Consider the following 21,479-nt stretch of genomic DNA (forward strand, 5'->3'; position numbering starts at 1 on the left):
ATGTTTATAAGAAAATCGCCGCTACAATAGCGACATGATTACTGAAACGATAAAACTGTGAAAGCATCTGAACTGAAACACATACTCGATTCACTACCCGATAACACCGATCCAGAATTGGTGATGGGTGAGGCTTGGTTGCCTGAACGTCTTATTGACACACAATTGGACGGCCATTTTCTGTTTCTGGAGTTTGATAATGCGCCCGAGGAAGGTGAAGGAGAGGAAGAAGGTCGCGGTTTTGTTGAACATGAGATTGCCATGATACGGCGACGCTTTGAAGAAATTTTGCTAGAAAAAGCGGACAATAAATCCAAAGCCGATGCCATGTTAGCGCTTTTCCTGATGGGGCATGAATACTCAAGTTCAGAAGTCATTGAAATACTAGAAGACCCTAGCGTTCCTCAAGATCCGAATGATTTTTATCACGAGAACGATGAAGATGAATCTCTTGATATTTAGAATCTCACTTTATTCTGACTTGTGTTTTGCTCAATACGTCACTATTTAAACAATAATGACTCGAAATTTTCAGTAGGTTTTTTATGTTTAATGCCATTACATCGCTATTCAAGCAACTCTTGGACGGAGAAGATTTAGGCCAGCGTTCCAACACTAACCCCAACCTAGCGATTGCTTGTTTGCTCAGAGAAGTGGCAGGAGCCGATCATCAAATTGACACACGAGAAAATGACGCTAAGTTTCAATTAGTTAAACGACTATTAGCGTTAGATGATACAGAAACCACGGAACTGCTCACTCGGGCAGAACAAAGCGTCAAACAATCAGCTTCATTGTATGATTTCACTTCACAATTACGTGAGCTCTCGCAAGACACGCGATATGAACTTATCAAAGCGATGTGGCAAGTGGCACACGCGGACGGTGAGATAGACCCACTCGAAGAGGCGGTGATCCGCAAAGCGGCAGAATTATTGTATGTCGACCACAGTGAATTTATCCGCGCTAAACTTTCCGCTCAAAAATAGAGCGGATTACAACATTGTTAACGCCAATTTCGCAAGGTTGTAAGCATCCACATAAGCGGAGTGCTGTCGCCCTTCCCACTCAATACCTTGCGCTTCTTGTGCGGCGCGGTGACCGATACGTTTTTCTTTCATTCTCTGCTGAATACGGTAGAGCGTTGCTAGGTTGATGAACTCGCTAAAAGGCATAACGATCCCCTTCTGCTCACACTCTTTAGCTAAAATTTGGTCATCACGCCCCCACGAAACATAAATCTTATTTGGGCCGCCAAAGTTCTTAACCATTGATTGAATGACACCTGCGAGTGATCGCCCCTGTTTTTCAATTTTACGCGGAGTTATCCCGGTTAACTCACTACAAAACAGCGAAATATCGTCTTGCTCTGGCCTGACATAATATTGAGCACGCTTCACAATCGTGCCCAACTGCACATCAATTTCAGCTAAACCCACTTCAATGATTTCACCCGTTGTCCCAACCCCATTTTCATTCCAGCAGCACATTTCTAAATCGAAGCAGACAACTCGGTTATAGTTCATTGTTCAGGCGTATCCTTTAAAGATAAGTAGTCAAAGAACGTTATCTTACTCGACTCCTCTCAAAAACTCGACTCTCACCCTTTCGTTCGGACAGTTATTGGGCGATTGAAACTCGGTTGCGACCATTTTCTTTGCTTTCGTATAACTTGCTGTCTGCCAAATGTAATAAAGACTCTTGATCATAAGTATGATTGATCGCCGCCCCAATACTGAGCGTGCAATACAGCACCTCATCCATGAACTCATATCCGGTTGATTCAACAGCCGCTCGTAACGTTTCTAAATAACACTGCAAAGGTTGAAGTTCTGACAATTCACAAATAATGCAAAATTCGTCCCCACCTAACCGAGCTAAAACATCATTATTTCCCATATGACGTGAAATAACCGTTGTGATATGTATTAGCATCTCATCGCCGGCAATGTGGCTATGGTTGTCATTAATCAGTTTAAAATCATCAACATCAAACATTACCAACGAAAAAGCTTTTTTCTGTAAGACGTCCTCTTGCAGTAAACGTCCGAATGCCCGTCGGTTATACAACCCAGTCAAACTATCGTGGTCCGCTAAAAAGCGCAGTTCTTCAGTACGTTCTTCTAGCATCTCGCTAAGATGAAGTTTTTCTCTCATCAACAAATAGACAACATAACCTAACAAGATCGAAATAATTAAACCACCGACGCTGAGCGCCACTAAAATCCACTGTATGTTGCTCGCTATTGGTTCTGAGAACTTAAAATCAATTTTCCAATCACGGTTAGGCAGAGATAAGCGTTTCTCTATTTCTATGCCTTTGATTGAATCCCAATCTGGGCTTTGGAATAGAATCGGATCATCTTCGGCATCAAATCCGAGATCGGTTACTTTCATATACAATCGATGATCGGATGCCGTGCGGCTCACCAATCCATCAAAATAAGTAGAGAGTCGAATAACACCCACTACCACACCAATCATTTCCTGTTTGTTGTAGTTAAAAACAGGATGATATACCAATAATCCATCCTTTTTGTGGTGTGCTTCTATGCCATCTTGCAATAGGCGGACCTTATCGGATATAGCAGGTAGCCCCGTTCTCTCAATATGTGCAGCAATTCTTTGAAAGCGAGGGCGTAGCGAATAGAAGCCGAGCAATTCAAGGTTACTTTTGGTTTGAGGATAAATATCACTCAGAACATAAACGGGTTGTTCATTCTCTTCAGAAAATCCAATCACCTTTTGACCCGCTTTAGGTACTGTAAATAACTCAAATTGAGGCAAACGATCCCTCATTAATGTTACAAATTCGTCAGCATCATCTTTCGTTACTTTCGCTAACCATTGCAAACCGATAAGGCTGTAGGATGTTGACATAACACCATGAGCAAAAACGTCAAATCCTTGCACATTACCCCCCTCGGTAGCATGCAAAAAATTGGCAGCCGAACCAATAAAACTGACATCATTTCCAACCAACGTGTCTAATATGCTTGCTTGATGTTCAGCGTGGCTATCAAACAACATGACAATATGATTCTTTTGATTAATGTAGAGTAATGAGATGACTGACGCTGTCATCATTAAGGTAATAATTGAAATACATAAAGGGTAGATCACCTTTTTGTCGCTCTCTAACATAACAGCCTCTCCGTGGCTCAGGACTCAGGACTCAGGACTCAGGACTCAGGACTCAGGACTCAGGACTCAGGACTCAGGACTCAAATTACTCTTATAAAAGTAGGTAAATCAATAGCCAGTCACCAATTTATTAACCAATTAATCTTAAAGTTGAACCAGAATAGAGAATTAATGATTGATACTGCTCAAAACGCAAGCAATCACTTTAGCTTAAACGTGATGATGCGGACTTTCTATCCTGTATTCGCCTTGAATATGGTAAGCTGCGCCCCTATTTTTAAGTCTATTCACCGTAGGCTCACGAGAATTCCCACGCCTACTTCATTGTGTAAAGAGAATTGTGATGAACTTCGATTTAAATATGATCCCTACCACCTTTGATATGCTGCATGCTGGGCTCAGTGTATCAAGCCTTTTGCTACTTCTCATTGTGGTATCACGCAAATCAAAAGTCGTTGAGAAAGTTGTTGAAAAACCTGTCGAGAAAATTGTCGAAGTCGAAAAGCCGGTTGAAACGATTGTTGAAGTCGAAAAAATCGTAGAAGTAGAAAAAGTGATTGAGCGCGTAGTTGAAGTCGAATCTAAATTAGCGACAGCGCCAACCGATTCCGCCCTACAACTTTTGTCGTTAATGCAGCAAGAAGCTCGTCTGATTGACTTCTTAAATGAAGATGTCACCGCTTTTTCAGATGAGGAAGTTGGAGCCGCGGCGCGCGTGATCCACGCAGGTGGCAAAAAAGTCCTACAAGATTACATTCAGCTCACGCCCATTCGCGGCGAAGATGAAGAAAGCCGAATTACCATTGAAGCTGGTTTCAACCCGCAAGAAGTTCGCTTAACGGGTAATGTGACAGGTTCAGCACCCTTTAATGGCACCTTAGTCCATAAAGGCTGGAAAGCAACAGCTATCACTTTGCCTAAATTGGCTGAACAGTATGATGCTTCAATTATCGCACCTGCCGAGGTTGAATTGTAATGGAACAGACAGCGCCAAAATTTAGTATTGGTATTGACTTAGGCACAACACATTGCGTGCTCTCTTATGTTGATACACAGGATGAAAACGCTCGCGTTTCAGTAATGAGCATCCCTCAACTTACCGCGCCCGGTACGGTTGAAAGCCGTCATCAATTAGGCTCGTTTTTATACCAGCCTCATGAACATGAGATGAGCCCTGCCGCACGCGTTTTGCCTTGGTCGGCCGAGCCAAAAGCTTTAGTCGGTGCCATTGCGCGCAACCTTGGCAGTAAGACACCGATTCGTTTAGTCGCCAGTGCCAAATCATGGCTATGTCATGGTGGCGTCAATCGACGTGATGCATTTTTACCCGTGGGTAGCAGCGATGAAGTGGAAAAGATCTCGCCATTAAAAGCCACTGAGTATTATCTAGAGCATTTAAAAAGCACTTGGGATCACGCTCACCCTGACTTCCCCTTAGCCACACAAGATGTCACGTTAACAGTACCCGCTTCATTTGATCCAGCCGCCCGAGATTTAACCGCTGAAGCAGCACGCAACGTTGGTTTTGAGCAATTAACGCTGCTTGAAGAGCCACAAGCGGCTTTATACAGTTGGATAGATAATAGCCACGATGCGTGGCGCGATGAAGTCAAGGTGGGTGACATTGTTCTTGTGGTTGATATTGGTGGGGGAACCACTGATTTATCCTTAGTGGAAGTGACTGAAGACGCTGGTAACTTAACGCTCAATCGGATTGCGGTTGGTGAGCACATTTTACTCGGCGGCGATAATATGGACCTTGCCCTTGCTTACCGTTTAAAAATGAAATTGGCGCAAGAAGGTAAAGAATTAGCACCTTGGCAAGTACAAGCGATGACGCACGCTTGCCGAGATGCCAAAGAGGCGCTTCTGAATGACAGTGCCCTAAATTCCGTACCGATTGTGGTACCAAGTCGCGGTTCAAAACTGCTCGGTACAACGCTTAAAACCGAATTGACTCAACAAGAAGTGCAACAAACCTTGGTCGATGGTTTTTTCCCACAAGTGAATATCACTGATCATCCCGTACAAAAAGCACGTGGCGCATTAACGCAAATAGGCCTTCCCTACGCGCAAGACGCTGGAATTACCCGCCATATCGCCGCGTTCTTGGCAAAACAAGCCCATGCAATGGATGGCGACATATCCGCTCTGAATGATAATCCATTTGCTGGCATGCCCGGTATGGGCGAAGCTCCGGAGATGGATTTTATCAAACCGACCGCCATCTTACTAAACGGTGGCGTGTTAAAATCCGATTTATTAGCAAACCGTCTTCTCAGCACTATTAATGCTTGGTTGAGCACTGTGGGAGCACCACAGATGAAGCGCTTAACAGGCTTAGACCTTGATTTAGCCGTCGCCTGCGGCGCAGCGTATTACGGCGCAGTTCGTCGTGGACAAGGTGTGCGTATTCGCGGTGGCATTGCCTCGAGTTATTACGTCGGTATTGAAAGTGCTATGCCTGCCATTCCGGGGATCACACCGCCGATGGAAGCCTTGTGCGTCGCTCCATTTGGCATGGAAGAAGGAACCAGTGTCCGCGTACCAAGCCAAGAGTTTGGATTGGTCATTGGTGAGCCTGTACATTTTCAATTCTTTGGTTCAACAATACGCCGCGATGACGAAGCTGGCATGCACTTAGATTATTGGGCTCCAGAAGAACTTGTAGAGCTGCCCGAGATCCACGTCACCTTGCCTGTTTCTGAAGGACGTCGACAAGGCGAAGTCGTTCCGGTTCACTTAGCCTCAACGATCACAGAACTCGGGACACTTCACTTAGAAGCCATTGCGACCGACAACGGCCAAACATGGCACGTTGAGTTCGATGTGCGTGAAGATCCTCAAGTCACTCAATAATCCCCACACGGCATCTTCGGATGCCTTTTTTGAAATTCAGGAGCCTCCATGTCTTCTCCTCGCTTTCTCGTCGGTATCGATTTAGGCACCACCAATACTGTGGTGGCATTTTGTGAAATCACCGAATCGTTAGAAGACTCACCCGTGCATCTTTTTGAGGTCGACCAATTGATTGGCCCCGGTGAAGTGGTTCGAAAACCACTCCTTCCGTCATTTCGTTATCACCCAGCCAACGGGCAGATCGCACCTGATGCCCTATCGCTCCCTTGGCAAATTGAACCGGTTATGGGCGATAGCAAAGAGGTAATTATTGGCCAATGGGCAAGAGATTTAGGTGCAAAAGTAGAAGGGCGACAAGTATCCAGCGCGAAAAGTTGGCTCTCCCATCAAGGGGTTGATCGCAAGCAAGCCATCTTACCGTGGGCAGGCGCTCACGATGTGGCGAAAGTTTCCCCTGTCATTGCCAGCGCCAGTTATCTCAATCACATCCGGCAAGCATGGAACTACCGCCATCCAAGTCATCGACTTGAAGATCAAAATGTCATTATCACCGTACCGGCATCATTTGATGAAACGGCTCGTAAGCTCACCATCGAAGCTGCAACACTGGCTGGCTTAAGCTCAATTGTACTACTTGAAGAGCCACAAGCCGTTTGCTATGACTGGTACGCACGTCACCGCCATTGTGCCTCACAGCAACTGCAATCACTCCCTTTGATCTTGGTTTGTGATGTGGGCGGAGGTACGACTGACCTCAGTTTAATTGAAGCGAAACACAGCGCAGACAACCAACTTTCTCTTGACCGAATTGGCGTGGGCGAGCACTTAATGCTCGGAGGTGACAACCTTGATTTAGCATTAGCTCATCTAGCTGAGCAACGCTTTGACGGTTCGAAAAAATTAACCGCCGCCAGTTTGAGCAAACTAATTCAGCAAACTCGCCAAGTCAAAGAGCAACTCTTATCAAACCAAGCCCCAGAGCAGCTAAAAATTACGCTCCTTGGCAGTGGTTCAAAGCTATTAGGCGCAGCAAAAAGCATTTCCCTGACGAAACAAGAGGTGCATGACATTGCACTGGAAGGCTTTTTCCCACTTTGCTCGGTACAAGAACGTCCAACTAAACGCCGCAGTGCTGTGGTGGAATTCGGTTTGCCCTACGCAGCCGACCCTGCCGTGAGTAAACATATCGCTGAATTTTTAGCTGAACACCAAGCCGTTTCTCGCCTTGCGCTCAAGCAAGAGTCAAACGCAACGGCAATTCCCGTTGGGTTGCTGCTCAATGGCGGCGTATTTAATAGTGAGCTTATCACAAAGCGCATCACTCAATTATTGACCGATTGGCGAGGTTCGCCGATCACCCTGCTTGATAATCCTCACCCTGATTGGGCAGTCGCACTCGGTGCTGTCGCGTATGGTAAAGCTCGCCAAGGTGCACAGCTTAAAATCGGCGGTGGATCGGCACGCTCTTATTTTTTACACCTGCCTGAAAAAAACAGTGCGGGACATGCTCTGTGTGTCTTGGCTAAAGGCACCGAAGAAGGACAAGAGATACGCTTAACCAGCCGTCGATTTTCACTGACGTTAGGTGAACCCGTACGCTTCAACATCCTGACCTCGACTCACGATATGTTTGCTGATCGCCGCGTTCAAAATGGTCTGTTATTGGCTGTTGAACATGAGCTTTTTACGCCACTGCCTCCTTATATAACGGCGTTAAAAGGAAATGATGATGCTCTATTGCATGCTAACCAAAAGCAACGGGTGGAAGTTCAACTGGCTTGTCAATTAACTGAAGTCGGCACGCTCAAGATTGAATGTGTCAGTATTGAGGACGAAAAAAACCGATGGCAACTTGAGTTTGAAGTTCGCAAGCACAGTGAGTCAGACAGTGAAATCCAACGTCATCCTCGCTTGTCAGAGGCGATTTCGCTCATCACACACCTTTATAGTGGCAATAAAAAAGCCTCTGATAACAAAGCCATTAAAACGCTTGGCAAAGATTTAGATAAGCTTTTAGGGCCACGTGATGAATGGGATTTCGCCACGCTACGACCGCTCTTTGATGCATTTTCTCAAGGCCGTAAACGTCGACGTCGCTCAGAGCAACACGAGAAAAACTGGTTGCGTCTGGCTGGATTTGCCCTGCGACCAGGATTTGGCGATCCAACTGATCCTTGGCGTATGGAACAGATGTGGAATCTGTATCAACAAGGTATTCAATTCCAAAATCATCAAGGCTGGAGCGATTGGTGGGTATTTTGGCGGCGTGTGGCTGGCGGACTGAGTCAAGAGCAACAAGAAACGATTCTAGCGGATATCGCTAAGTATCTTCACCCTAGCGCAATCAAAAATCCAAAATCAGCTCAAGAAGCGCACGACAAAGGGTACGAAGCCATGGTACGGCTTGCCGCTTCGCTGGAACATCTAGAAGTGGAAGATAAAGTATTACTTGCAACGTGGTTTTTGAACAAAGCGATTAATCAAACTCAATGTGAACAAGCACACTGGTGGGCCGTTGGGCGGTTAACCTCTCGGACGCTACTGTATGGTAGTCAACATTCAGTCATCCCAAGAGCGCAAGTGGAACAATGGTTACCGAAGTTGCTTGATCAAAACTGGCAAAAAGAACCGATGATTGCCTTTGCCGCGGTAATGATGTGCCGCAAGACAGGAGATCGTCTTTTTGATATTAGCAATGATGTTCGTCAGCTCGTTTTAGCCAAGATAAAGCAAAGTAAGGTTCCAGAAACTTGGTTTACTTTGGTGAATGAAGTGCATGACCTGTCTGACACAGAATCCAAACGTGTCTTCGGTGATACTCTGCCAAGTGGGTTGATACTGCTTAAAAAATGAATCGACCTAATTTGACCACTCTCGTTGCTATGATGACGAGAGCGGTCAAAGATAACGCTGAATGTAGATTACAATTTCCTAAAAATCGCTTCGCAATCCGTTTGCTGCATGTATTTTGGCGCAGGATAATTCCAAAACGCTTCACGAAAAGCTTGTTTGGCCAATTCTGGAATATGCTCTGGCATGAGCCCCTGTAACTGTGTAGGTATATGCAGTGTGTGATTGAGCTCTTTCACATACCCAATGAAGGCGTCCGCTTTCATTGAATCGGTCAAATGTGGATCGGTTATTTTGAGTACGTCGGCCAGTTTAGCCAGCTTATCTTTCGCCGCCTCTTTGGAGTATTCCAATACATGTGGCAACACAACCGCATTCGCTAAGCCATGCGGGAAATGGTATTTCGCCCCAACAGCATGGGCGATGGCATGTGTATACCCTAAACTGGCTTTGGTAAAAGCAAGTCCAGCGTAATAAGAGGCCAGTGCCATGTTTTGTCTCGCCGTCAAATTTTGGCCAAAGAACGCCGCTTTTTCCAAGTTATCGTGGATCAGTTTAACCGCAGCGATAGCATAGCGATCAGTCTCTGGCGTGGCATTACGTGATATAAAGGCTTCCACTGCATGCGTGAGTGCATCCAACCCCGTTTGCGCAGTAATATGAGTAGGTAGGGCCATCATCAGCATCGGATCTAACGCTGCAATAAGTGGCACAAGTTTCGGGTCAGTAATCGGTGTTTTTTGCTGAGTTTGAGGGTCAGAAACCACCGCAATGACGGTCACTTCAGAGCCCGTACCTGCCGTTGTTGGGATCACAAACAGCGGCGCAGGTGTTTTCCATACTTTTAACAGCCCCACTAAACGTTTGATCGACTTGCGGTTAGTAGCACAAGCGGCGATCACTTTTGCACAATCGATTGAAGAGCCGCCACCAATAGCGACAACGCCTTGGCACTTCTCCAATCGATACTGATGGAGGCCGGCTTCAACTTGATCATAAGTAGGATCAGGCAATACATGGTTAAACACCACACAACTGACACCAACGCGCTCAAACTCAAAGGTTAGTTTTTTTACATAACCAAGCTTTTCAATGCCTTGGTCTGTTACGACAAGCACGCGTTCAATACCCATCAAAGAAACCGAATAACAGAGTTGCTTGAGCGATTCTTTACCAATAAACAAGGTTGGCTTGGAGATGGGCAGAATCGCTGCGGCCAATTTGAGCACTTTCATGTATAGCTTATGCTGCCACTGCTGGTACTTGATCTCCATGATTGGTCTCGAGTTGTGAAGTTCTATTAACTAGACTAGGCAATACAACGAGTTATCTCTACCTAGAAAGTCAAATTTTGCAAGATAAGGCAAATAATCGCTGATCATTATTAGATTTAACGCCAACTTAAGCTCGCATTTTAATGCAAACCTTGTAAAATCCACCTCGCTCACTTTTTATACTTATAATTGAAATCATTAGCTGAGTACTCTGCACATAATTTTATGTGTCATAAAATAATCGACACGTCGTTTGGCTTTCGTCTTTGAGGTGCATTCCCTGCACTCAAATGGCATTCAAAAATTGTATTTTATTCAACCAATTACTGTAGAAGTCATGAACGAAGATAAGTTTACCAATGTCTATCGCTTGCCTGGTTCATTGCAAATTCGCATAGCCACATGGCAGCAAACCTTTAAAGGCACTTCTGATTTAGTGCTTCATCAAGTATTAACCGCTAGAAATAATCAGTATAAACAGGCTGACTTTTGGCCTAAGGGCTGGTGTGTGAATCTGTTTGATGAGAGCGATATTTCCATTACGCAGCACGGTACCTACATTCAAACCAGTATGCGAACGATGATTGATCGCAAAATCTCGTATAAGCGCGTTTATCTCTCTCGACTACCTTTAGAAAAAGCCGAGCCCGCCTTGCTTCGCTTTAAGAAAGAGTGGATCCGCAACTACAATAATGTCGCCCAAGAGTATAACAAGAGGAAAAAGAAAGAGTTTATGGCCTTTGCCAGAGAAGAGGTCGAAACACTTTATCCTGCCATTCCTAAAGAACCTTTTGATAAAGCGCTATGGAACCGTTTAGTGGTTTCGATTGTTGGTCACGCCAATAAATTCAACAATCCTTACTTTGTTAAACATGCTGATTTTTAACGTAATAAAATTTAGCGTAATAAAAAAGCCTGAGTAGTTTCACTCCGGCTTTTTTGTCAGACATCGCAAATGGAAAGCACTGGCTGAATAACGTAGAATAGAAGAGCAATTAAGCGTAATTGGCATCCACTAATTCACCAGCAACAACTTTGCTAACTTCAGCACGATTTTCTAACCATTTTACAACCAACGCTTTATCTTCTTCTGTTGCTGAACGGTAGCGATCGGCTGCGCACACAAAGCCGTCAAAGATCTCTAATCCACCACCACCGAAACAAAGACCGATGTTATCAACGTAATCAATAAACTCATCAACGAAGAGATCGTATTGTTCAAAGTCTTTGATAGACGTTGTACAGCTAACTTCAAAACCGAGGATCGCAAATTCACCTAAAAACAGTTTCTTACGGATACGGCGGTTTTTATTTTCTAGCTTGTCGATTTTCATCATATTTTCTCTCTCTGTTTGAATGCGGCATTTATACACCTTTCAGCACCATTTCCAAAATGATTCTTTATATAAACCGCCACAAGCGGACACTTTCACAACAAATTGTTTCAAGATGTGCCAAGACAAAACAAGTTAAAACAAGCCGCTCGTCAAGCTTAGTGACGTCAAATTAAAGTCAAGAGAATCATAATTATTGACTGCTTCGCAACTTAATCTAAAAACTTCGCACAACTTTTGAGCCTGCCACCCATGCACATTTTTATTTCATAGTGCATGGTTAAATCAGCTCATTTAGCCCTTGTAAATCGTATTTTTTGAGGTGGATTTATGTTTGATTTAAACGGTGAATGGCGATTGAGCTCACCCGAGTATCCCGATATCCAAATCGCGATGACACTGCCCGGTGACCAGTATCATGCATTACTGCAAGCGGGTTTGATCCCTCATCCCTATTATGCATCCAATGAGTCTCAGGTTCAGTGGGCTGGTTTATGTCATTGGGTATTAACAAAAGCGATCACTTTAAATGCGGCAGACCTTCAGTGCCCAAACCACTTACTGGAGCTGAATAAGGTCGATACGTTTGCTGATCTATGGATCAACGGACAGAAGGTTTTACAGTGCCATAATGCTTTTCAAACCTATACTGTTAATATTCGCCCTTATCTGCAAATTGGTGTAAATCATTTTGAATGGCGATTTGAACCTGCCGCTTCGGTAGCCAAGCAAAGAGCCGATGAGCTGCCCTTTCCCATTCCGTGGGCGCAAGGGAATAATCAACTTCCTCACATGAACACCGTGCGAAAACCTCAATGCCACAGTGGTTGGGATTGGGGTATATGCCTTGCTGTTTGTGGTATTTTTGCACCAATGCAATTAAAAACGGTACAAGAATATTCACTGCTGGGTGTGGATATTGAACAAGTTTGGCATGCTTTAACACACGTTACGCTGCACGTGAGAATACGGCATAGCGAATCGCTCTCCACACCCATCACACTTACTTTTGGCGATCAAACTATTACGATCGATAGTGAGGCATTTTGCAACCAAAGCAGTGTAGATATTGATGTTCACCATCCGCATCTCTGGTGGCCAAACGGTTACGGTGACCCTTATTTATACACACTGTCTATTACCATGGCACAGCAGCAGATCAACCGCCAAGTTGGCTTAAGACGTCTCACGTTGCGCACTGAGCAAGATTCCATCGGCAGTGAAATGACCTTTACCGTGAATGAGGTCTCGATATCAGTGAAGGGCGCGAATTGGATACCAATGGACGCCATGCCAAGCAAAGTCAATTTTTCCCGTTATCAACAGCTGCTACGAGCCACACAAGAAGCTCACATGAATATGATTCGTGTGTGGGGAGGGGGTGATTATGAACACGATCATTTCTATCAACTTTGCGACCAACTCGGATTATTAGTCTGGCAAGATCTGATGTTTTCCTGTGCACAATACCCTTCAACACCGAGTTTCTTAGAAGAGGTAAAGCAAGAAGTCACACAACAAATACAACGTTTGAAGCACCATGCTTGTCTTGCCATTTGGTGTGGTGATAATGAGGTGATTGGTTCATTAACTTGGTATCCAGAATCTCGAGAAAACCGTGAAAAATACTTAGTCAATTACGACCGACTCAATCGTTTTTTAGAAATCCTCGTCAATGAACAAGATCCAAATCGCCGTTTTTGGGCAAGCTCACCTTGCAATGGTGAGTTAGATTTTGGTGACGCTTGGCATGATGATAATAAAGGTGACATGCATTTTTGGGATGTGTGGCATTCAGGTAAATCCTTTGACGTTTACCATTCAATATCCCCACGATTTTGTTCAGAATTCGGTTATCAGTCTTGGCCTTCATTTAGTGAAGTGAAGCAGATTATCCCAGAAAGCGACTGGAATATCAGTGCGCCTCATTTTGAACATCACCAAAAGAATGCTCGTGGTAATAGCATCATCACCGAAATGTTTACTCGCTATTTCCGTTTCCCGAATGGCTTCCAGCAGATGCTTTATTTGAGCCAAGTTCAGCAAGCCATGGCAATTAAAACGGCTGTCGAAGCGTGGCGGGCAACCTCACCGATTTGCCGTGGCATATTATATTGGCAACTCAATGACAACTGGCCCGTCGCGTCTTGGTCAAGCATTGAGTATTCTGGACGCTGGAAACAATTACATTATCACGCCAAACGGTTTTATAACCCGCTTTTGGCCTGTTTTTCTGAAGATGAGAAACACCTATCACTGAGAGCCATTAATGATGCGCCCGGTGAGCAATACCTTGTGGGTGACATATATTGGTTTGGATGGGAAGGAGAATTGCGAAAGCATTGGTCAATCAATGAACGACTGCCTCAAGAGAGTAACCAAATCGTGTGGCAACACACAATAAAGGATTTCACACCAGAAAAAGGAGCGATCTACTTTGTCAGTACGGATGGCCAGCGGGATAATTTTTGGCTGCCGGATGTACCCAAACGCTTGCCCTTAAAATCGGCCCGCATATTGTGTGAATATCGTGCGGGCAGTCTCTGTTTGACCACTGACCGACCTGCACTTTACGTTCACCTAGAACATGACAACGTACTACAATTTTCTGACTCCAGCTTCTTTTTGCTCCCCAACCAAATGCGGACAATCGCCTTTAGATCAGACGATAAATCTCACTTAAACTGTACTATTTATCAACTGGCTGAATGAACTGAGCCGAATAAAGACAAACGCTCAGCCTTAAGGAAGGAAACGAAAAAGAGCTGCGCATCAAGCAGCTCTTTGCAAGCTAAACCATTTTTACTAATGCATGTTCAACATTGGCTCATGTCGAACACTGACTAATGTTGAACACCAGATGGGTTTTCACCAAATTCAGTCTGTTGATAAATATCTGCAAGGGTTTTTGCACGTTTTGCTGCCTTGCGTCGTTTCGTTGGTTCAAAGTATTGCTCGACCTGCTTCAATGTCTCTTCATGGTCTTGCGCGGATTGGACAAAGTCTGGGTTGGCTAACGCTTCTTGGCGAAGGCGGTTAACTCGTTCTAGCGTTTCCCACAACATATTTCACCTCCAACTTCACTGTGCATACATACAGCTTAGTAAAGAGTGACATAATGTCAAGCAATTAACTGTGGATTTATACAGTTAATTAAAATAAATGCTCATTATTTCAATGAGTCATTAATCTGCGAGGCCTCTTAAGGTGCGCACGTTGATTCTCGAAGCACCAGCTTACCTAGATAGCGATGTATCTTGGCATCATCCGAGCCCTTCCCTTCAGCCAATTGTAGGGCCAAGGCTACTGCGTCCTTCGTCAGTTGCTCAATGGGAAGCGATATTGTTGAGAGATTGGGCACCGAATACGCAGCCGCAGGCTCATCATCAATCCCCATTACAGAGACCTGATTGGGTACCAAAATGGCATGTTCGTAAAGTGCGCGCATTGCTCCTAGTGCCATATCATCGTTACAGGCAAAAATAGCGCTGAACTCACTCTGTTGTTCTAATAACCGTTGAACCGCGGCATAACCCGCCAGCATAGAATTATCACCTTCAACAACGAGCGTGTGATTGAGCTTAATACCAGTCTGCTGCAAGCCTGACTGGTAAGCAGCAAATCGCTGTTGTCCTGTATCACTGTCCAAAGGGCTAGTGATGCAAGCAATGCGGCGATGGCCAAGTTCAAGCAAGTGATTAATCGCTAAAGAAGCGGCTTGATGCTGCTCAAAACCAAAACTATGCAAACCGACTTCTTCCAAGGTTCGATTGAGTACAATCAGTGGCACTGAAACATCAGATTGCAATGATGCCAGCTCATGATTCGACAAATGGCGGCTGTAAAGCATGATGGCGTCACAACGCTGAGTGAGCAATGAGCGCACTGCTGCTAATTCGCCTGCCGCGTTATCGTGACTGTCCATGACAAGTAAGGTCTTACGTGCTTGCTCGGCACCTTGTGCTGCTTGATGCAATAAGCTGCCAAAATAACTCCCTTGAAACTGAGGAAGTATCAGCCCAATCGCATTTGCACTGTTTGTGGCTAATGCTTGCGCCAACACATTAGGTTGATAACCCAAGGTGGACATGGCTTGTAAAACGGCTTCTCGCGTACTTGCTTTTACTTGGCCAGTTTGATTGAGTACGCGCGATACGGTGGCTTTAGACACGCCCGCAGCTTTACAAACGTCATTGATTGTCGCCATGGTGACTCCTAATAAAAACCCCCGACTCTTGGAAGCCGAGGGAGTTTACCTAATTTCCTAAGCTGGATGAACGCTCTCAATCAACAATTATTATTGTTATTCTACGTTTATAATTGTTCGCCATTGGTTTTGATCACGGACTGATACCAGTAAAAGCTTTTCTTTTTACTGCGAGCCATTGAACCAGAACCATCATCGTGTTTGTCTACATAAATGAAACCGTAACGTTTTTTATATTCACCAGTGGTGAACGACACACAATCGATGCAGCCCCAAGGGGTATAGCCCATGACATCAACGCCGTCTATAGCAATGGCCTTCTTCACTTCTCGTATATGTGCTTGTAAATACTCAATCCGATAATCATCTTGCACTTGGCCTTGCTCATCGACTTCATCGATCGCCCCAAAACCATTTTCAACAATAAAAATCGGTTTCTGGTAGCGTTCATACAACTCAGAAAGCGCGTAGCGAAGCCCTACCGGGTCAATTTGCCATCCCCAATCAGACGCTGTGAGATAAGGGTTTAAGCGACTTTGTTTGAATAAACTGGTTGTTTCACCTTCAGCGTTGCGATCATCAGAGACAATATTCGTCATGTAATAGCTGATCGCAAGGTAGTCGGCACAACCCTTACGCAGTATCGCTTCATCGCCATCGAGCATATCAACGGTTATCGATTTTCGCTCCCATTCACGCCAAATATAGCTTGGGTAATAGCCACGAACTTGCACATCGCTGAACAAGTACTTCTCTCTCATCATTTCTTGAGAGCGGATCATATCTTCTGGACGACACGACGCGGGATAAAGCGGCATCATATGAATCATGCTACCCATTTGAAATTGAGGGTTGATCTTATGACCGAGATCGACCACTAAAGCACTGGCAATAAATTGGTGATGCATGACTTGGTACATCACCTGCTCTGGGTTGTCATGTTCAGTGAAGATCACCCCTGAGTTACAGTAGCCAAACAGTGGGAATTCCCAATTTCGCTGGTTATTGATCTCATTGAAGGTAATCCAGTATTTCACTTTCTGTTTATAACGCTCCATCACCACTTGGCTAAAGTTAACGAAAAAATCCACAAGCTTGCGATTTGCCCATCCCCCGTATTGTTGTACAAGGTGGAATGGCATCTCAAAATGCGAAAGCGTAATAACTGGCTCAATGCCGTATTTCAGCAATTCATCAAAAAGATCATCATAAAATTGTAGCCCTGCTTCATTGGGCGAGACTTCGTCACCTTGTGGAAAAATACGAGTCCAAGCAATTGAGGTTCTAAAACATTTAAAACCCATCTCAGCAAAAAGTGCAATGTCACCTTTGTAATGACTATAAAAATCAACGGCTTCATGATTAGGATAGAAATAATTTGCATCCACACCGGAGGTCATCACCCTAGGTACTTCATGCGCTCCTTTTGAGAGCACATCGACAATGCTGACTCCTTTTCCACCTTGGTTCCATCCACCTTCAACTTGATGTGCTGCTACAGCCCCACCCCATAAAAAATCTTTTGGAAAACCATTCGTTGCCATCGTCATCTACCTCGTCTTCATTTGCTGACTCAATGTACCCTTATGTCGATCTAATATGCTATTTCACGCCATGTGGACACGTTGTATAGAAATACATCATCGCTTTGCTACTTTGCGTGACATCATAAACGATTATCGTAAAAATGTAACCGGTTTCGGAAACCGGTTACATTTAAATTAATAATTCTAATGTTCTCGGAAGAAAATACGCACTATTTGTTACTGACAAGTGGCAAACAGAGACATTCCGTAGCACTTTTGCTGTGACTACTGTATGCTTGCGCCTTTCCGCAACGTGATGCGGATCACTTCCTTATTTACATATCGAGACATTTTAATGAGTTTTGCCTCTCTGGGTTTATCCCATGCCATCCTGAAAGCCGTTGCTTCTCAAGGTTACGAAACACCATCGCCAATTCAGGCGCAAGCTATTCCAGCCGTTCTTGAAGGCAAAGATGTGATGGCAGCGGCCCAGACAGGTACCGGGAAAACAGCAGGATTTACCCTGCCCATTTTGGATCTATTAGTTAAAGGCCCAAAAGTAGGCCCCAACCAAGTGCGTGCATTAATTCTGACGCCGACACGTGAATTGGCCGCGCAAGTTGCCGACAACGTGGCAACTTACGGACAAAACCTTCCACTACGCTCTGAAGTTATTTTCGGCGGTGTGAAAGTTAACCCACAGATGATGAAAATGCGTCGTGGAGTAGATATTTTGGTCGCGACACCGGGTCGACTGTTGGATTTATACAACCAAAATGCGATTAAATTTAACCAATTAGAAATTTTGGTCTTAGACGAAGCGGATCGCATGTTAGACATGGGCTTCATTCGTGACATTAAAAAGATCCTTGCACTGCTGCCAGCAAAACGTCAAAACCTACTCTTTTCGGCCACTTTCTCTGATGAAATTCGCCAACTTGCGAAAGGGTTAGTTAACAACCCAGTCGAGATTTCGGTTACGCCACGCAATAGTACCGCCAAAACTGTCAAACAGTGGGTACATCCTGTAGATAAAGCGAAAAAACCAGCACTATTGATTCAACTAATCAAAGAAAATAATTGGCAACAAGCGTTGGTATTTACACGAACTAAACACGGCGCTAATCGCTTAACCGCACAACTTGAAGGCAGTGGCATCAGCGCCGCCGCTATTCATGGCAATAAAAGTCAAGGCGCACGCACTAAGGCATTGGCCAATTTTAAAAGTGGTGAGATCCGCATTTTAGTAGCAACGGATATTGCCGCTCGCGGCATTGATATTGACCAATTACCACAAGTGGTAAACTTTGAATTGCCTAACGTCCCTGAAGATTATGTTCACCGAATTGGCCGTACAGGCCGCGCAGGCGCTGAAGGAAATGCGATCTCTTTGGTCTGCGCCGATGAAGCAAAAGACATGTTTGCCATTGAGCGCCTTACCCAAAATTTACTAGAACGAATTGAGGTTGAAGGCTTTGCGCCAATGAACAAATTACCGGCATCTCCTTCGCTACAACCGATTAAAGCGAAAAAGCCGAAAAAGAACAAACCAGAACATAATGACGGACAGCGCTCTGGTGATGTAGCAAAAGGTCACAGCATAAGCGCGAATACCAGAACTAATGACAGAAAGCCGAAAGCGGCCAATTCCACTCGTTCAAACAGTAACAAACCAAGTGCAAACCAACCCACGAGAAGCGGATCGGCTGGACAAAATAGACCTCGTAGAGCAAAAAAAATCGCGGCGAGCTGATATTACTCACTGACTACGACTCTCTGATTAAAAAGTAAAGGCCACTCTCATCTAGTGGCCTTTTTGCTTTTACGCGCCTTTGGGCGGTGTGAATGCAGTTAGAGGAAGTGGCTCTCCTACATATTTCTCTATTTTCACAATTGAAGAGTTACCAGCACAGCCATTGGCTAACCTTGAAGTAGGTATGTCAGCGGTCAGTACGTTGCATCCTCCGTTTTTACATAAACCATGAGGTTTATCAAAATCAGGCCATGCCCCTTCATGAATACAGACCGAACCTTGCTTAATTCCATCCGTGATCAGCGCGCCAACTAAGACTTGGCCACGTTGATTATAAGCACGAACAAGATCGCCATCTTTGATCCCTCGAACTTTTGCATCTTCTGGATGAATCCAGATCGGTTCACGGTTTGCTATCGCATATTGCTCGCGTAGTGCCGCATAGTTTAACTGGCTATGGAGACGATGAGCCGCATGCGATGTCATCAATTGCAGTTCATCGGCTTGAGCATTCCCTACCCACTCCGTTGGCGGCATCCACATAGGATGTGGCGGGCAATCGCTATATTTGAAGCCTTCGATGGTTTTGGAGAAGATCTCAATCTTGCCACTTGGTGTACCAAGAGGGTTCAGGATAGGATCCTCTCTGAAAGAGGAATAACGCACAAACTTCGCGTTCGCTTCGTTCCATTTCATCTCAATGAGCTGATTTTGTTTCCAAAAATAGCTGAAGTTAGGCATTGCAATCCGATTCTGGCGACCGATAGCTTGAGCTCCTTTATAGAAACCAGCCAACCATTCCATTTCGGATTTATTTTCCGTATACACTGCACGTCCGCCCGGTTTTAACAGCTCCGCCATATCAGCAAATACATCAAAATCATTTCGCGCTTCAAATTGAGGCTCAATTGCCTGTTTCATCGGCACTAAATGTTGATTGCTATAATCCCCTGTCATGGTGAGATCATTACGCTCAAATGACGTCGTGATGGGCAGTACAATATCAGCGTGTTTTGCGGCCGCAGTCCAATAAGGCTCAGAGATAACGATGAGTTCCGGCTTTTGCCACGCTTTAATCAAACGGTTGGTATCTTGGTGATGAGTAAAGTTTGCACCGCCCGCCCACCAGATCATTTTGATGTTAGGAAACGTTTTCTCATGCCCGTTGTGTTGATATTGACCGGATGGGTTTTCCAACGCTTCAACAATACGAGCCACAGGAAAACTATTTACTGCTCCAGAAACGGCCCAATCATTACCCGCAGATGAACCACCATCAATAGCCGCTGATATAGCAGGTAAAACACCCGCAGTTCGCGTTGGGTTACCACCATTGGAATAGTGATATGAAAAACCAAACCCACCACCGGGTAAACCGATCTGCCCTAGCATTGCAGCCAGAGTGACAAGCATCCAGTGTTTTTGTTCACCATATTGCTGACGTTGGATTCCCCAACCAGCCATGATCATAGTTCTATTTTTGCTAAAAATATCAGCCAATAGCTCTAGTTGTTTGGCAGGAACGCCACAAATTGCCTCAGCCCATTGTGCTGTCTTTGGCGTGCCATCAGAATGACCTAGCAGATAAGCTTCAAACTTGTCGTAACCAGCGGTGTATTTATTCAAAAATTCGAGGTTATGTTGGCCCTTTTCAACTAATGAGTGGGCGATCCCCAACATCATCGCAACGTCAGTACCAGGATGCGGTGCAATCCACTGAGCGTTTTCACCAAAAAATTCGATGGTTTCCGAACGCATAGGATCGATAGCGATAATGGTTTTTTTAGAATGTTTGAGTTGATTAAAAAACTCAAGCCCCGCGCCGTCGGTACTGCTCCATGCTATTTTCAGTGTATTAATAGGGTTAAGCCCCCAAAGCACCACAACATCACTACTTTCAAGTACAACAGGGTAAGTTGTTTGTTGTTCATACACTTCTATTGAGCCTACAACGTAAGGCATGATGACTTGCGCAGCACCCGTAGAATAATCACCTAAATGACCCGAATAGCCTCCCGCCATACTCATATAGCGTTGCAGTAGGGTTTGGGCTTTATGTAAAATTCCACTGGATCGCCAGCCGTAAGAACCCGCAAAAATTGACTCGGCTCCATAAGCAGTGCGAATACGAGCATGCTGTTGGTGGATTAATTGCAGCGCTTTTTCCCAACTAACGCGGACGAACTCATCGTCTCCTCGTTTACCATCTGGCATATGGGGATTGGCTAGAAAACCTTTACGCACCATCGGGTATTTGACCCGAGCTTGAGTATGCACTTGATCTGGCGCTGAGGTTTGTAGACTATTGGGTACGGTTTGCGGCAATGCATTCTTGGAGGAAATAATTTTCCCATCCTTAACTTCAACCAGCATAGCGCCCCAACGCCCAGCAGTCAGTACACCGGCTCCTCGCGGTGCGGAAGCGAGAACTGGCATGGGTTTAACCGAAAAAATAGCGACCGCACCTGCAGTTGCACCAGCGCTTTTTAGAAAACTTCGACGTGTGAGAGTAGTCATCACTGAATCCTTATT

General features: G+C 44.9%; 16 protein-coding genes. 8 read left to right on the plus strand and 8 right to left on the minus strand.

Annotation, left to right across the window (positions count from 1 at the left end):
* The first annotated feature begins 57 nt into the window (after window positions 1-57).
* Both AACV32_RS14100 and AACV32_RS14105 read left to right on the plus strand, forming a co-directional pair.
* The gene (locus AACV32_RS14100) at window positions 58-462 is read left to right on the plus strand and encodes a hypothetical protein (RefSeq protein WP_017050533.1); all 405 of its coding nucleotides are present in this window, start codon (window positions 58-60) and stop codon (window positions 460-462) included.
* Window positions 463-545: 83 nt separating this feature from the next.
* Window positions 546-989, plus strand: a complete 444-nt coding sequence (locus AACV32_RS14105; RefSeq protein ID WP_010319281.1) for a tellurite resistance TerB family protein — start codon at window positions 546-548, stop codon at window positions 987-989.
* Between the two features lie 6 nt (window positions 990-995).
* Here the strand turns inward: AACV32_RS14105 and AACV32_RS14110 are convergent, their stop codons facing one another.
* Complete coding sequence (locus tag AACV32_RS14110; protein WP_170895305.1) at window positions 996-1,526, minus strand: 3'-5' exonuclease; 531 nt, start codon at window positions 1,524-1,526, stop codon at window positions 996-998.
* Between the two features lie 94 nt (window positions 1,527-1,620).
* A complete protein-coding gene (locus AACV32_RS14115; RefSeq protein ID WP_017047599.1) occupies window positions 1,621-3,144 on the minus strand; it encodes a sensor domain-containing diguanylate cyclase in 1,524 nt (507 codons plus the stop codon).
* Between the two features lie 343 nt (window positions 3,145-3,487).
* Between AACV32_RS14115 and AACV32_RS14120 the strand changes: the two genes are divergently transcribed.
* From AACV32_RS14120 to AACV32_RS14130, 3 genes are read left to right on the plus strand one after another with little or no spacing between them, the layout of a single operon-like run.
* Window positions 3,488-4,120, plus strand: a complete 633-nt coding sequence (locus AACV32_RS14120; protein ID WP_026027987.1) for a DUF2760 domain-containing protein — start codon at window positions 3,488-3,490, stop codon at window positions 4,118-4,120.
* Entirely contained in the window at window positions 4,120-6,003 is a 1,884-nt protein-coding gene (locus AACV32_RS14125) for an Hsp70 family protein (protein ID WP_170895306.1), read from the plus strand. Before AACV32_RS14120 ends, AACV32_RS14125 begins: the two co-directional genes overlap by 1 nt.
* 48 nt (window positions 6,004-6,051) lie before the next feature.
* Window positions 6,052-8,856 carry an Hsp70 family protein gene (locus AACV32_RS14130; RefSeq protein ID WP_017050536.1) on the plus strand — a complete coding sequence of 935 codons (2,805 nt, stop codon included), beginning with the start codon at window positions 6,052-6,054 and terminating at the stop codon, window positions 8,854-8,856.
* A gap of 68 nt (window positions 8,857-8,924) precedes the next feature.
* Here the strand turns inward: AACV32_RS14130 and AACV32_RS14135 are convergent, their stop codons facing one another.
* On the minus strand, window positions 8,925-10,127 hold the full coding sequence (locus AACV32_RS14135) for an iron-containing alcohol dehydrogenase (RefSeq protein ID WP_013856800.1): 1,203 nt from the start codon (window positions 10,125-10,127) through the stop codon (window positions 8,925-8,927).
* 253 nt (window positions 10,128-10,380) lie between these two features.
* On the opposite strand from AACV32_RS14135, the gene AACV32_RS14140 reads away from it, so the two are divergent.
* Window positions 10,381-11,013 (plus strand): MSHA operon transcriptional regulator, encoded by a 633-nt coding sequence (locus AACV32_RS14140; protein ID WP_013856799.1) that lies wholly within the window; start codon window positions 10,381-10,383, stop codon window positions 11,011-11,013.
* A gap of 109 nt (window positions 11,014-11,122) precedes the next feature.
* On the opposite strand, the gene AACV32_RS14145 is transcribed toward AACV32_RS14140, so the two are convergent.
* Complete coding sequence (locus tag AACV32_RS14145; protein WP_026028717.1) at window positions 11,123-11,461, minus strand: YggL 50S ribosome-binding family protein; 339 nt, start codon at window positions 11,459-11,461, stop codon at window positions 11,123-11,125.
* A gap of 330 nt (window positions 11,462-11,791) precedes the next feature.
* On the opposite strand from AACV32_RS14145, the gene AACV32_RS14150 reads away from it, so the two are divergent.
* Window positions 11,792-14,173, plus strand: coding sequence for a glycoside hydrolase family 2 protein (locus AACV32_RS14150; RefSeq protein ID WP_170895307.1), 2,382 nt, complete (start codon window positions 11,792-11,794; stop codon window positions 14,171-14,173).
* Between the two features lie 131 nt (window positions 14,174-14,304).
* Here AACV32_RS14150 and AACV32_RS14155 read toward each other — a convergent pair whose 3' ends face one another.
* The 3 genes from AACV32_RS14155 to AACV32_RS14165 form a co-directional block, all read right to left on the minus strand.
* Window positions 14,305-14,526, minus strand: coding sequence for a hypothetical protein (locus AACV32_RS14155; protein WP_010319365.1), 222 nt, complete (start codon window positions 14,524-14,526; stop codon window positions 14,305-14,307).
* A 137-nt stretch (window positions 14,527-14,663) separates the two neighbouring features.
* On the minus strand, window positions 14,664-15,668 hold the full coding sequence (locus AACV32_RS14160; protein WP_017050539.1) for a LacI family DNA-binding transcriptional regulator: 1,005 nt from the start codon (window positions 15,666-15,668) through the stop codon (window positions 14,664-14,666).
* A 107-nt stretch (window positions 15,669-15,775) separates the two neighbouring features.
* The gene (locus AACV32_RS14165; protein ID WP_026028850.1) at window positions 15,776-17,212 is read right to left on the minus strand and encodes a 6-phospho-beta-glucosidase; all 1,437 of its coding nucleotides are present in this window, start codon (window positions 17,210-17,212) and stop codon (window positions 15,776-15,778) included.
* Between the two features lie 274 nt (window positions 17,213-17,486).
* Between AACV32_RS14165 and AACV32_RS14170 the strand changes: the two genes are divergently transcribed.
* Window positions 17,487-18,947 (plus strand): DEAD/DEAH box helicase, encoded by a 1,461-nt coding sequence (locus tag AACV32_RS14170; RefSeq protein ID WP_170895308.1) that lies wholly within the window; start codon window positions 17,487-17,489, stop codon window positions 18,945-18,947.
* 69 nt (window positions 18,948-19,016) lie between these two features.
* Here the strand turns inward: AACV32_RS14170 and AACV32_RS14175 are convergent, their stop codons facing one another.
* Window positions 19,017-21,464, minus strand: a complete 2,448-nt coding sequence (locus AACV32_RS14175; RefSeq protein ID WP_088732484.1) for a molybdopterin guanine dinucleotide-containing S/N-oxide reductase — start codon at window positions 21,462-21,464, stop codon at window positions 19,017-19,019.
* Between the last annotated feature and the right edge of the window lie 15 nt (window positions 21,465-21,479).

Origin of the sequence: Vibrio sp. B7, from assembly GCF_963888765.1 — a bacterium.
Lineage (GTDB): Bacteria > Pseudomonadota > Gammaproteobacteria > Enterobacterales > Vibrionaceae > Vibrio > Vibrio anguillarum.